Origin of the sequence: Luteibacter jiangsuensis, assembly GCF_030812295.1 — a bacterium.
Lineage (GTDB): Bacteria > Pseudomonadota > Gammaproteobacteria > Xanthomonadales > Rhodanobacteraceae > Luteibacter > Luteibacter jiangsuensis_A.
The window spans coordinates 1,176,526-1,189,279 of record NZ_JAUSSK010000001.1; the positions used below are offsets into that span (position 1 = coordinate 1,176,526).

Sequence of the window (12,754 nt, forward strand, 5' to 3'; positions counted from 1 at the left end):
CGCCCACTGCTCAGGCGCTGCGGCGCTCGTTCTTGGCCGCGTCGGAACGCAGTGCTTCCTGCTGCTCGAGGAAGCCCGCCTCGACGCCCGTGACGTATTCGCCGGAGAAGCACGACGTATCGAAATGGGTGAGAGCTTCGTTGCCATCGGCGACGGCCCAGACGAGGTCGTCGAGGTCCTGGTAGATCAACCAGTCCGCACCGAGCGCCTTCTCCACTTCCTCCACGGTACGCCCGGCCGCGACCAGTTCAGAGGCCGCGGGCATGTCGATGCCGTAGATGTTCGGATAACGCACCGGCGGCGCGGCCGAGGCGAAGTACACATTCTTCGCACCGGCGTCGCGGGCCATCTGGATGATCTGGCGCGACGTCGTACCACGAACGATCGAGTCATCCACCAGCAGGACGTTCTTCTTGCGGAATTCGAGATCGATGGCATTGAGCTTGCGGCGCACCGATTTCACCCGCTCGCCCTGCCCCGGCATGATGAAGGTACGGCCGATATAGCGGTTCTTCACCAATCCCTCACGCATGGGTACGCCCAAGACCTGCGCCAGCGAGCTTGCTGCCGTGCGCGAGGTATCGGGAATGGGAATGACCGCATCGATGCCATGGTCGGGACCACGTTCGCGGAGGATCTTCTCGGCCAGCTTCTCGCCCATGCGCAGACGCGCCTTGTACACCGAGACATCTTCGATCATCGAATCGGGACGCGCGAGATAGACGTACTCGAAGATGCACGGCGCGTGGACCGCCCCTTCGGCGCAATGCTGCGCGTGGAGTTCACCGCCATCGGTGACGATCACCGCTTCGCCCGGCGCGATGTCGCGCAGGCGCTTGAAGCCGAGCACGTCGAGCGCCACCGATTCGGAGGCGATCGCATATTCGCGGCCTTCCGGCGTGACGCGCTCGCCGAGCACGAGCGGGCGAATGCCGTTGGGATCGCGGAAGGCGATCAGGCCATAGCCAAGCACCAGCGCGATGCAGGCATAGCCGCCGCGGGCGCGCGCATGCACGCGTGAGATCGCCTTGAAGACATGCTCCGGCGTAAGGTCGCCGCGATCGTCCACCTGCAGTTCGTGCGCGAGCACGTTGAGCAGCACCTCGGAATCGGAATCGGTGTCGATGTGCCGGCGGTCGTCCTCGAACATCTCCTTGCGCAGGGTCTCGGTGTTCACGAGGTTGCCGTTGTGCGCGAAGGCGATGCCGTAGGGCGAGTTGACGTAGAACGGCTGCGCCTCCTCGGTACCTTCGGAGCCTGCCGTGGGATAGCGGCAATGACCGATACCGATGCGTCCGCGCAGCTTGCTGACGCCCGCGGAGTTGAAGACGTCGCGAACCAGGCCATTGCCCTTGTGCAGGCGCAGACGCGCGCCATCCACCGTGGCGATGCCGGCGGCATCCTGCCCGCGATGTTGCAGGACGGTCAGGCCGTCATACAGGGCCGATGCCACTTCCGTGGTACCGACGATGCCGATGATTCCGCACATGGGTGTTGCCTTCTACGAAGAGGCCGCCGTGGTCGCGGCGGCAGGGTGAGCATTCGAATCTTTCGTGGGCTGCGCGGGGATCGTCAGGTCGCGCAGTTTCATCAATTCTTCCCGGCTGGGCAGTTTCACGTCCGGCATCTTCATGTTCTGCAGCGCCGCCGGTGGGTGCATGTACTCGCGCACGTTCGCCGGCACCTGCTGGCCAAGCCACGCGGCCGGCGCGGCGAACTGCGGCAGCATCGCGGATTCGCGCCACATGGGCTCGTTCGGCAACGGCGTGAAGCCCAGCAGGAACACCACGCCACTCACGATGAGCACGCCGCGCGCGAGACCGAAGATCATCCCGAGCAGGCGGTCCATGCCACCCAGCCCCGTTCCCGAGACCAGGCGCGAAATCAGGAACCGGAACACGGCGCCGACGAGCAGCACCGTGATGAAGCACAAGCCGTAGCCGATGGCGATCCGCGCCGACGGCAGCGACACGCTGCTCTCGAAGTAACGCGCCACCACCGGCCCGAACAGCCACGCGATCCAGAACGCGGCCACCCAGATCACCAATGAAAGCACTTCGGAAATGAGGCCACGCGCGAGGCCGATCAAGACCGAAATGAACAGTACGGCAAGGATGACGTAATCGGCCCAATTCACGTGACGCTCCTCGAATTCACGACGGGAGTCGGTCCGGCCCGTCAGGGCGCCGGGACGACAACCCCATCGAGGCCCACCTTGGCCTTGATCTGGTCCTTCAGGCGCACCGCGTCGTCACGCTGCGTCTGAGGCCCCGCGCGGACACGCCACAACTTGGCGCCACTGCTGGAGGCGATGCTATCCACATAGCCCGGAATGCCCGCGCCGCGCAGCTTGTCGCGCAGGCGCGTGGCTTCGGTCTCGCTGCTGACCGCGGCGACCTGGACCGCGAAACCACCCGCGCGTGGCGCGGCGGTGGGTACGCTGGGCGTGGCCGCGGCGGGAGCCGGGGTGGTGGCGGCCGGGCGCGACGGCGCCGGGGCGTCGGCGGTCTGCGTCTCGGCCTTGGTCGACAGGCTGGCCGGGGCGCCAGGCACCGCGGCGACGATCTTCAGACGGGCGGTCTCGGCGGCGGCACGCGATTCGAACGGCCCGGCGGTGACCCGCGTAAGCGACTTTCCGGCCTGCGTGGTCGACGCGGTGCTCACCGGATAGCCCAGCGCCTTCACTTTCTGCACGAGGGCGTCGGCCTTGGAGCGATCCGCGTACGCACTGAGGTTGATGCTGTAGCTGCCTCGCGCGGCGGTACCCGGCGGCAGGGCGACGGGTGCCGCGGCCGGCGTGGCTGGCGGTGCCGAGGCAACGGGCGTGGTGGCGGGCCTGGCCGCCGGCTTGGCCGGAGTGGCCGGGGTGGCCGCAGGCTTGCTGGCGGCCGGCGCGTTGGCGAAATCTTCCGGCAACGCATCAGCGGGCTTGCGCGAGGCGATGTCCACCGAAGCGAGACGGCCGCCACTGCCGGGAATGACGCTGGCCGAAGGCGCCGAAACGGCGGCCGCGGGCTGTTGGGGCACCGCTCCGGCGGTCTGCGGTCCGTTCACCGTCGCTGGTGAGCCGTTTGGCGCCACGTCGAGCGTGCGCGTCTGCAGTTCACGATCCGGTGCCGGCGGGATCGCCAGGCTGACGGTCTGGTCGGCGTCGGACTTGGGCGGCGTGCTGGAGAACAACATCGGCAAGAACAGGACCGCCAGGGCGATCAGGACGGCGGCACCCAGCATGCGTGTTTTCAAGGAAGGCTCCATACGACCGGTGCAAAGCGAATCGCGGCGATTATAACCGGCAATGGACCTGCCCCGGCGCCTCGCCCGTGCCGGCGTTCACGTGACCGTGGACAAGGCGGCGCCCGCGACGAAGAAGGAGCCGAAAAGCAGCACGGTGTCCTCGTCGCCTGCGGCGTCACGCGCGGCCGCCCAGGCCAGGGCGACATCCGGAAACGCCTGTGCGGCGGCACCCGGGAGCACGGCGGCGAGCGTGGCCGCGATCGCATCGGCGGGCAGGCCGCGCGGGGTATCGCGCTCCAGGCCAGCGAGGAACCAGCCATCGATCCGTCGCCCCAGGGCCGCGACGACACCGGCCACGTCCTTGTCCGCGAGGGCACCGTATACCGCGAAGACGCGGCCCGCCGCGGGTTCGGCGTCCAGCCATGCCGCCAACGCCCGCGCGGCCTGCGGGTTATGGCCCACGTCGACGAGAGTGCGCGGACGCTCGGCGATGCGCTGGAGGCGGCCGGCCACGTGCACCTGTTCGAGGGCGCGCCGAATGGCTTGTGGCGATACATCCACGCGGGGGCCCAGGGCGTGGATGGCCGCGATGGCCGTCGCCGCGTTGGCCATCTGCACCGGTGCATCGAGGGCCGGCCGAGGCAGGTCGAGCACCGTGCCGTCCCGATGGGTCCAGCGCCAGCCCGTGGGAGCCGCCCTTGTGGGAGCGGCTTCAGCCGGTGTCGTGGTGACGGTGAAGGCCTCGCCGGCACGGACGATATGGGCGCCGATGTCGCGCAAGACTTGTAGCAGGCTGGCTGGGGGTGCCGGTTCACCGACGATCGCGGCCCTGCCCGCACGGGCGATGCCCGCCTTTTCGCGACCGATGCTGTCGCGATCGCCGCCGAGCCAGTCCTGGTGATCCAGGTCCACCGTGGTGATGACGGCGACATCGGGATCGACGATATTCACGGCGTCGAGCCGACCACCCAGGCCGACCTCGAGGATGGCGACGTCGAGCGATGCGCGCGCCATCAGGTCGATGGCGGCTAGCGTGCCGAATTCGAAGTAGGTTTGCGGGATGTCGCCGCGCGCTGCCTCGATCCTTTCGAACGAAGCGACCAACGCGTCGTCACCGGCGTCCTCGCCATCGATCCGGATACGCTCGTTGTAGCGAAGGAGGTGCGGCGAGGTGTAACAACCCGTGCGGTAGCCCGCCGCGCGCAGCATGCCCTCCAGCAAGGCCACCGTGGATCCCTTGCCGTTCGTGCCACCGACGGTGATCACGATAGGCGCCGGACGCGGCGCACCCATGGCTTCCCAAACGGCGCGCACGCGCTCCAGCCCCAACGCGATGTCGCGTGGATGCGTTCGCTCCTGGTAGGCAAGCCACTCGGCCAGCGTGCGCGTCATGCAGGGTCCCGGTCCAGTTCACGCATCCAGAAATCGAGCACGTGCGGCGTCGCCGCGTCGGCGCCGATTTCCTTCCACGACAAGGTGCAGCTCAAGTCGATGGCCGGCGTGTAGCCGCGGCCGAGCCAGAACGCGTCGTTTCGATGATAGTTCGCCGGCTTGCGCGGATCGCCCGGCTCGCGCCGCACCGAACAGAAGGCCGTCCAACGGAAGGGGCCGGAGGCGCGCGCATGCGCTTCGCGGGCATCGAAGAATGCGTGGCCGATGCCCCGTCCCCGCCAGGGTGCGAGCAGCACCGATTCGCCGAAATAGAACACGTCGCCCGGCACGATGCCGCCTTCGATGAAGGGACGGCGGAAGGCTTCGCCTTCGTCGGCGAGCGGCATGCCGGTGGAGGCACCCACCGCGCGCCCCGTCTCGTCGCGCGCGACCACGCACACGCTCCGTGGCGATGCTGCATAGGCGGCGAGGTAATCCTCCTCGTAGGCGCGGTCGCCTTCGTAGAGATAGGGCCAGTCGCGAAATACCGACAGGCGCAACCCGGACAATTCCCCGGCCACGGGCAGGATCTCCTTGCCCACGTAAGTCCGTACGTCGATCCCTGGAATGTGGCGCATGGCGGAAAGCCCAACGAAAGAGGCGTGCAGCTTAATGGGAGTGTCGGCCGCGCGCACCTGCGCGGTCTTGCGAAGGTAGCCAGCATGTTCGCGGGATGGTCCCATCTTGTCGACTGGACGAGTGCCCATGCCATCGTCCCGTTCCTCGCCCTGCTCCACCTGACCGGCCTGGCCGGCGATCCACGGGAGATCGCCGGAGCGATCCTCATCTCGATCCTGCAAGTGGCGATCATCGCGCTGCTGTTCCGCCCGCTGGAATCGGTGATCCCCGCCGAGAAGTGGGCGGACCGCAAGCTCACGCGCGTGGACTGGCAATACACGCTGATGATGCTGCTCGGCATCTTCCCGATGTTCAGCTACCTCGTCCTGACGCCGATCGGCAATGCCTTCGGTGGGACGGGCGCCACGGGCGACGACGATTCACCGCTCGGCATCGTGCACTGGGTGCCTGCGTTGAACGGCCATCCGCTGGCGCTGTTCCTGGTCTATTACGTCATCTACGACCTGGTCTATTACTGGATGCATCGCCTGCAGCATGCGCTGCCCTGGTGGTGGGCGCTGCACAGCATGCATCACAGCACCCGGCAGATGAGTTGCTGGACCAACGACCGTGGCAGCCTTGTCGATGGCTTCCTGCAGTCGATGGTGCTGGCAGGCGTGGGCCTGCTCATCGGCGTCGCGCCCACCGACTTCGCATGGTTGATGCTGCTGGGCGAACTGGTGCAGAACTTCTCGCATGCGAACGTGCGCGTGCGCTTCGGGCCGGTTTTCGACCGTCTGTTCGTTTCGCCCGTGTTCCACCGTCTTCACCACATGCTGGTGGACCCGGATCGCCCCAACCTGCACAACTGCAATTTCGGCCAGGTGTTCTCGATCTGGGATTCCCTGTTCGGCACCGCGCTGCATGGCGAGCCGATCCGGCCTACGGGCGTGGGCGATCCCATGGTGGATGCGGACAACGAGAAAGGGCTGACGGGCCTGCATTGGGCGGCGTTTCGCCGCTTCTGGGGCGCGGTCACGTGCAAGGCGGGCTGGCGGTTGGGCGAGGTCGCCTTCGACGCTGATTATCGGCCGGTGCCGGTGAAGGAGATCGACCTGCATGCGTTGGAGGGTGGGCGGCTTGGCGAACACCCATCGCCGACGAAGTCGGCTCCCACAGGTTCGGGGCACCTATCGCCGACAGGGTCCGCTCCCACGGCTTTGGTGGGAGCCGACCCTGTCGGCGAGGGCTAGGGACTGCCGAAGATCAGCAGTTGTCGTCGCCGCCGAACGGATCGTCCAGGACGATCGTATCGTCACGGTCGGCGCCCGTGGCGACCAGGGCCAGCTTGCAGCCCGAAAGCTCTTCCACCGCGCGCAGGTAGGCACGGGCGGCCGGCGGCAGCTTGTTCCAGTCGCGGATGCCCGCGGTGGATTCCTCCCAACCGGGGAACTCCAGGTAGACCGGCTTGCACTCGTCCCAGCCGTCGGCATCCAGCGGAGCCAGTTCACGACGCTTGCCGCGGTATTCGTAGGCGATGCAGACCTTGATGCTTTCCAGCCCGTCGAGGACGTCGAGCTTGGTGATGGCGAGGCCGTCGATGCCGTTGATCTGCACCGCGCGCTTCAGCGCCACCAGGTCGATCCAGCCGCAGCGGCGCGGACGGCCCGTGCTGGCACCGAATTCGTTACCCTTCTTGCGCAGGAGTTCGCCCATCTCGTCGTTGAGCTCGGTCGGGAACGGACCGCCACCGACGCGCGTGGCGTAGGCCTTGCAGATGCCCAGCACATAGTCGATGTCACGCGCACCGACGCCGGTGCCGGCCAGCGCGCCGCCCACCGTGGTGTTCGACGAGGTGACATAGGGATAGGTACCGTGATCGATGTCGAGCAACGCACCCTGCGCGCCTTCATAAAGGATGTTGCCACCCTCGCGACGAACGTCGTGCAGGATGGTCGCGACGTCGTCGACCATCGGCCGCAGGTATTCGCCCCAGGTGAGCGCTTCGTCGAGCACGGTCTGGTAGTCGACCGGCTCGGCCTTCAGCCACTGGGTGAGCACGAAGTTGTGATATTCCACGGCGGCCTGGACCTTCTCCGGCAACTCGTGCGGATACATGAGGTCGGCCACGCGGATGGAACGGCGGGCGACCTTGTCCTCGTAGGCCGGGCCGATGCCACGGCCGGTGGTGCCGATGGCCTTGGCACCGGAAGCCACTTCGCGCGCCTTATCGACGGCGATGTGGTACGGCATGATCAGCGGCGTGGCCGGCGAGATCTTCAGGCGCGGGCGGACATCGACGCCCTGCTCTTCCAGTTCGGCGATTTCGCTCATCAGGGCAGCCGGCGAAAGCACGACGCCGTTGCCGATCAGGCAGAGCGCGTCGTCGCGCAGGATGCCCGACGGGATGAGGTGCAGGACGGTCTTCTTGCCCTTGATCACCAGCGTATGGCCGGCGTTGTGGCCACCCTGGAAACGCGCGACGGCGCCGACACGTTCGGTGAGGAGATCGACGATCTTGCCCTTGCCCTCGTCGCCCCATTGCGCGCCGAGAATGACGACTGACTTACCCATGTTGATGCTTCTCTTTAGTTGCGGTGCCCTGCCGGGCGATGTGGATCGGGTTCAGCGCGGACGGCCGGGGCCATCGTTGAGGTAGCGCAGGAATTCGGAATCGGGCTTCAGCACGAAGGTGCCCTTGCCATCGGCAAAGGCCTTCCGGTAAGCCGCGAGGCTGCGGTAGAAGGCGAAGAATTCCGGATCCTGGCTGTATGCCTGGGCATAGATGGCGGCAGCCTGCGCGTCGCCATCGCCCTTGACCTTGGTCGCCTCGCGGTTGGCATCGGCCAGCAGCACCAGCTTCTGGCGATCGGCGTCCGCACGGATGGTCTCGGCACTCTCCTGACCGGTGTAACGCAATTCATTGGCAAGCTGCAGGCGCTCGGCGCGCATGCGCTTATAGACCGAGCCACTCACCTCGTCAGGCAGGTCGATGCGCTTGATACGCACGTCGACGATGGCGATGCCGAGGTTCTTGCGGGCCACGGCGTCGGTCTGCTGGCGTACGCGCTCGGTGATGTCCTTGCGACCACCGGCGATAAGGTCTTCGAGCGGGCGCGCATTGAATTCGTAGCGCAGCGCATCCTTCACGATCGGGGTGAGGCGCTGGATCGCCTGTACCTGTTCGCCGGAGGTCGCGCGGTAGTAAGACGCGTTATCGGCGATCCGCCACTTCACGTAGAAGTCGACGTTGACGCTTTTCTTCTCCAGCGTGAAATAACGTTCCGGTTGTGCATCCAGGCCGAGGATGCGGTTGTCGAAACGCATGACCTGCTGCACCACCGGGATCTTGAAATGCAGGCCGGGCTGGTAATCGGCACGCACGATACGGCCGAACTGCAGCAGCAGCGCGTTCTCGCCTTCCTTCACGACGAAGGCGCTGTTGAAGCCCAGGAGGACGAGGGCGACGACGATGAGGCCGGAGACGATCTTCACTGGGCGTTCCCCTGCGACGGATTCGGAGTGGCGTCGGTCGTCGTCGCGGACTGGATGACCGTGCCCACGCCTGGAACATTGCGTACCGCGCCGTTGTTCGTCTCGACCGGCAACTGGATGATGTTCTTGCCATTGCTGCCGTCGACGACCTTCGGATTGCCGGCCATCACTTCCTCCACGGTTTCCAGCCACAGGCGCCGGCGGGTGACATCCGGGGCGGCGCGGTATTGCTTGAGCAACAAGTTGAAGCGCTCGACGTCGCCATTGGCACGGGCGATGCGCTCGACGCGATCGGCCTCGGCTTCGGCGGCGATGCGCGCGGCCTCGCCACGCGCCACAGGCACCACCTGGCTTTCGTAGGCGCGGGCCTTGTTCTCTTCGCTTTGCTTGTCTTCGCGGGCGGCGTTGACGTCGTCGAAGGCATCCTTCACTTCCTTCGGCGGCGAGACGTTCTGGAAGCTGACGCCGGTGACGAGGATGCCCGCGTCGTACTTGTCGAGCGTGGCCTGGAGGATGTCACGCGTCTGCTGCTGCAGGGTTTCCTTCGCCGCCGGCGCGACACCCGCGACAGGCGCCTGGTCCGGCGTCGGCGTGTCGACGCCCGGCGTGGTGAGGATGTTGTCCATGATGTTGGCGCCGACCACCGAGCGCACCGCGGCCTCGGCCGCGTTGTGGATGGTGTTCTCCTCGCGGTCGGCGTTGGAGTAGAGGAACTTCCGGGCGTCGGAAACCTGGTACTGCACGTTGAAGTCGATCGCGATGATGTTCTCGTCGCGGGTGAGCATCGAGACATTGTCGGAAACCGAGCGCACCTGGGTCGTTTCGACCTTGGTCACGGTCTCGACCGGGCTGGGCGCCTTGAGATGGAAACCGGGGGGCAGGATGCGCGAGAACTGGCCGAAGCGCAGCACCACGCCGACCTGGCGGGCATCGATGACCGTATAGCTGGAGACCAGCAGCCAGGCGACGATGAAGACCAGCACGATGGCAAAGACACCGCCGCTGCCCGCGCCGAACTTGCCGAACCGGGCCCTGAGGCTCTTGATCGCCGCGTCGATGTCGGGCTTGCGCCCGCTCGACCGGTTGCGGTTCCAGGGATCCTTCTGGCCGTTACCGGGTTCGTTCCAAGCCATGGGCGACAGTCTCCTTCGGGGACCGGAGGGTGGGCGGCTGACAAGCCTTGAGGTGGACCCGCCGCGGCGGGGGATGGACGCCGGACGCGCGAGCGCCCTTCGCCGCGCCGATAGGGCACGCAAACGCTGTGAATTCTATCAGATGGGTACCGATGAGTGCTCGATCAGTGGCCGGCGTGGACCGGATCGATCAGCTCGCGCAGGGAGCCCGCGTGCACATCGTCGCCCAGCAGGGGCGCCAGCACGGAACGCGGCGCATCGATGTCGAGGTGCCAACCATGCTCGTCCACGGCCTCTCCCGCGATCGCTCCCGCCGCCTTGAGCCGCGCATGCAGGCGTCCGGCGCTGAGAGGAAGCTCAAGCCCTGCCCGGATGCGGTCGCCACCGAGCAGTTCGCCCAGCGCCTCGCGCAGGCCGTCCACGCCCGCACCCGTGGCGGCCGAAAGCCAGACCTGGCGTGGCTTGCCGTCGTCCCCACGATCGATCCGCGGCACCATGTCGACGAGGTCGACCTTGTTCATGACCGACAGCTGGGGCACGTCGCCGGCACCGATTTCCTCCAGCACCTCGTTCACCACCCGGGCCAGCAGCTCGCGCTCCTCGTCCGCGGCGTCGCTGACGTGGATCAGGAGATCCGCGTCGCGCGCCTCGGCCAGGGTCGCGCGGAAGGCCGCGACCAGGTCATGGGGAAGCTCACGGATGAAACCGACCGTGTCGGCGACAACCGCCGGACCACAGGACAGGCCGTCGACCTTGCGCACCGTGGGGTCCAGCGTGGCGAACAACTGGTCGGCCGCGTAGACGCCGCCGGTGGTCAGGGCATTGAACAGGGTGCTCTTGCCCGCGTTGGTGTAGCCGACCAGGGCCACGCGCGGCACGGTGTTGCGCAGCCGCGCGCGACGCTGCTGGTCGCGCTGGACCTGCACCTTCTCAAGACGCTTGGTCAGCATCTTCACTCTTTCCGCGAGCAGGCGGCGGTCGGTTTCCAGCTGGGTTTCGCCTGGGCCGCGGTTGCCGATGGCACCGCCGCGCTGGGCGTCAAGGTGGGTCCAGCCGCGCACCAGGCGCGTGGCCAGGTGCTTCAACTGGGCCAGTTCGACCTCGAGCTTGCCTTCGTGCGAACGGGCACGCTGGGCGAAGATGTCCAGGATCAGCCCGGCGCGATCCACCACCCGGGCCTTGAGGTGCTTTTCGAGATTGCGCTCCTGCACCGGGCTGAGCACATGGTCGACCAGGACGAGATCGGCCTCCAACGCGCGGACGGCCTCCGCGACCTCTTCCGCCTTGCCGCTGCCGATGTAGAAACGGGGGTTCGGCACCTCGACGCGGGCCGAAATGCTGGTGAGGATCTCAGCACCGGCCGAAGCGACCAGTTCGGCGAATTCCTCGCCACGGCGGATCGTGTCGCCTTCGCCCCGCGAGTGCGGCAGCACCAGGATGGCCCGATCGCCTTTCTTTTGTCTATCGAACACTTAGGGGAATCACCTCATGGAAAAAGAAGGGGCGCACGCAGCCGGAAGCATACGCGCACCCACTCATTCCTATATGGGACAAAGCCAGGGCCCCTCAACCCTCGCCGTCACCCGATGCCGCATCGCCGTGATTCTCGTGCCCGCCGACCCGGACGTTCCGGCTCGGCACCACCGTGGAAATGGCGTGCTTGTACACCATCTGGCTCACCTGGTTGCGCAGGAGCACCACGAACTGGTCGAACGACTCGATCGTGCCTTGCAGCTTGATGCCGTTCACCAGGTAAATGGCGACCGGTACACGCTCGCGCCGCAGCGCATTCAGAAACGGGTCCTGCAACGATTGCCCTTTGGACATTCTTCTTCTCCCCTACGCCTCTCGTACGGGTCCGGGTAAAAAACGCCTTGCGACGCCCCAGCCCAAGTGTCTTGAATCTTAACTGCTTTTAAACGCCCGCTGGTAGCTTAAGATCGTGACGATCTCGGCATTCCGACGAACTGTTCCACCGCACGCGCGGCCCCGGGTAACGGATCCCCCCGGTCCGGGTCGAACGTGCGCGCGTCGAACTCGCCGCGCAGCCAGGTGATCTGGCGTTTGGCGAGTTGACGAGTGGCATAGATACCACGGTTGCGGAAGTCCGTGGCATCCCCCTGGCCCTCCAGGTACTCCCAGGCCTGCCGATAGCCCACCGCGCGGATCGCCGGCAGGTCCGGATGGAGGTCGCCACGGGCTCGCAGGCGGCGGACCTCGTCGAGGAAACCGTCGGCCAGCATGGCATCGAAGCGGAGCGCGATGCGCTCGTGCAAGGGCTTCCGATCCACTGGCAGCAAAGCGAGCTTGAGGACCCTCCAGGGAAAGCGGATCGTCGTGCCGCCCTGCTGCAACTCGCTCAGGGGGCGCCCGCTCAAGGCCATGACCTCCAGCGCGCGCTGGATTCGTTGCGCGTCGCCTGGCCGAATCCGCGCACCGGCCACGGGATCGAGGGCAGCCATGCGTGCGTGCATCGCCGCCCAGCCGATCGCCGCCGCCTCGGCCGCCAGCCGTTCACGCAACGCCGGATCGGCCTCGGGCAGGTCGGACAAGCCGCGCTGAAGGGCGCGGAAGTAAAGTCCGGTTCCTCCCACCAGGAGAGGCACCCTCCCCTCACCGGTGATGCGCTGCATCGCCGCCACCGCATCCTCACGAAAGTCCGCCGCCGAATACGGCTGCGCCGGATCGCGGATGTCGACCAGGGCGTGTGGGTAACGAGCGAGCGTGGCGGCATCGGGCTTCGCCGAACCGATATCCAGGCCGCGATAGACCAGCGCCGAATCGACACTCACCAGCCCCATGGGAAAGCGATCCGCCAGCGCGCAGGCGAGCGCCGTCTTGCCCGATGCGGTCGGGCCCATCAGGAAGATGGCGAGGGGACGGTTGTCGAGGGTCATGCACGC

General features: G+C 66.8%; 12 protein-coding genes. 1 reads left to right on the forward strand and 11 read right to left on the reverse strand.

What is annotated here, in order from left to right; translation table 11 throughout:
- Positions 1 to 10: 10 nt before the first annotated feature.
- From purF to J2T07_RS05190, 5 genes are all read right to left on the reverse strand, one after another.
- Positions 11 to 1,489, reverse strand: coding sequence for an amidophosphoribosyltransferase (purF, locus tag J2T07_RS05170; protein WP_306847817.1), 1,479 nt, complete (start codon positions 1,487 to 1,489; stop codon positions 11 to 13).
- Positions 1,490 to 1,501: 12 nt separating this feature from the next.
- On the reverse strand, positions 1,502 to 2,137 hold the full coding sequence (locus J2T07_RS05175; RefSeq protein ID WP_306847819.1) for a CvpA family protein: 636 nt from the start codon (positions 2,135 to 2,137) through the stop codon (positions 1,502 to 1,504).
- 41 nt (positions 2,138 to 2,178) lie between these two features.
- A complete protein-coding gene (locus tag J2T07_RS05180; protein WP_306847821.1) occupies positions 2,179 to 3,243 on the reverse strand; it encodes an SPOR domain-containing protein in 1,065 nt (354 codons plus the stop codon).
- An 87-nt stretch (positions 3,244 to 3,330) separates the two neighbouring features.
- Entirely contained in the window at positions 3,331 to 4,626 is a 1,296-nt protein-coding gene (gene folC, locus J2T07_RS05185) for a bifunctional tetrahydrofolate synthase/dihydrofolate synthase (protein ID WP_306847822.1), read from the reverse strand.
- Positions 4,623 to 5,243, reverse strand: coding sequence for a GNAT family N-acetyltransferase (locus tag J2T07_RS05190; protein WP_306847824.1), 621 nt, complete (start codon positions 5,241 to 5,243; stop codon positions 4,623 to 4,625). Before J2T07_RS05190 ends, folC begins: the two co-directional genes overlap by 4 nt.
- Positions 5,244 to 5,327: 84 nt before the next feature.
- Here J2T07_RS05190 and J2T07_RS05195 point away from each other — a divergent pair, with 84 nt between their 5' ends.
- Positions 5,328 to 6,476: a sterol desaturase family protein gene (locus tag J2T07_RS05195; protein WP_306847825.1), complete on the forward strand. Its 1,149-nt coding sequence runs from the start codon at positions 5,328 to 5,330 to the stop codon at positions 6,474 to 6,476.
- Between the two features lie 13 nt (positions 6,477 to 6,489).
- Here J2T07_RS05195 and J2T07_RS05200 read toward each other — a convergent pair whose 3' ends face one another.
- From J2T07_RS05200 to miaA, 6 genes are all read right to left on the reverse strand, one after another.
- The gene (locus J2T07_RS05200) at positions 6,490 to 7,797 is read right to left on the reverse strand and encodes an adenylosuccinate synthase (RefSeq protein ID WP_306847827.1); all 1,308 of its coding nucleotides are present in this window, start codon (positions 7,795 to 7,797) and stop codon (positions 6,490 to 6,492) included.
- A gap of 51 nt (positions 7,798 to 7,848) precedes the next feature.
- A complete protein-coding gene (hflC, locus tag J2T07_RS05205; RefSeq protein ID WP_306847828.1) occupies positions 7,849 to 8,718 on the reverse strand; it encodes a protease modulator HflC in 870 nt (289 codons plus the stop codon).
- Positions 8,715 to 9,851 carry an FtsH protease activity modulator HflK gene (hflK, locus tag J2T07_RS05210; protein ID WP_306847830.1) on the reverse strand — a complete coding sequence of 379 codons (1,137 nt, stop codon included), beginning with the start codon at positions 9,849 to 9,851 and terminating at the stop codon, positions 8,715 to 8,717. Before hflK ends, hflC begins: the two co-directional genes overlap by 4 nt.
- A 164-nt stretch (positions 9,852 to 10,015) precedes the next feature.
- Positions 10,016 to 11,323 carry a ribosome rescue GTPase HflX gene (gene hflX / locus J2T07_RS05215; protein WP_306847833.1) on the reverse strand — a complete coding sequence of 436 codons (1,308 nt, stop codon included), beginning with the start codon at positions 11,321 to 11,323 and terminating at the stop codon, positions 10,016 to 10,018.
- Between the two features lie 94 nt (positions 11,324 to 11,417).
- Positions 11,418 to 11,678 carry an RNA chaperone Hfq gene (gene hfq / locus J2T07_RS05220; protein WP_167023080.1) on the reverse strand — a complete coding sequence of 87 codons (261 nt, stop codon included), beginning with the start codon at positions 11,676 to 11,678 and terminating at the stop codon, positions 11,418 to 11,420.
- Between the two features lie 107 nt (positions 11,679 to 11,785).
- Entirely contained in the window at positions 11,786 to 12,748 is a 963-nt protein-coding gene (gene miaA / locus J2T07_RS05225) for a tRNA (adenosine(37)-N6)-dimethylallyltransferase MiaA (RefSeq protein ID WP_306847837.1), read from the reverse strand.
- Positions 12,749 to 12,754: the final 6 nt, after the last annotated feature.

Bases quoted from the DNA above. Each gene is read 5' to 3' on its own strand.
- purF (WP_306847817.1), bottom strand. From the start codon at position 1,489: ATGTGCGGAATCATCGGCATCGTCGGTACCACGGAAGTGGCATCGGCC.
- folC (WP_306847822.1), bottom strand. From the start codon at position 4,626: ATGACGCGCACGCTGGCCGAGTGGCTTGCCTACCAGGAGCGAACGCAT.
- J2T07_RS05190 (WP_306847824.1), bottom strand. From the start codon at position 5,243: ATGCGCCACATTCCAGGGATCGACGTACGGACTTACGTGGGCAAGGAG.
- J2T07_RS05195 (WP_306847825.1), top strand. From the start codon at position 5,328: ATGTTCGCGGGATGGTCCCATCTTGTCGACTGGACGAGTGCCCATGCC.
- J2T07_RS05200 (WP_306847827.1), bottom strand. From the start codon at position 7,797: ATGGGTAAGTCAGTCGTCATTCTCGGCGCGCAATGGGGCGACGAGGGC.
- hflK (WP_306847830.1), bottom strand. From the start codon at position 9,851: ATGGCTTGGAACGAACCCGGTAACGGCCAGAAGGATCCCTGGAACCGC.
- hfq (WP_167023080.1), bottom strand. From the start codon at position 11,678: ATGTCCAAAGGGCAATCGTTGCAGGACCCGTTTCTGAATGCGCTGCGG.
- miaA (WP_306847837.1), bottom strand. From the start codon at position 12,748: ATGACCCTCGACAACCGTCCCCTCGCCATCTTCCTGATGGGCCCGACC.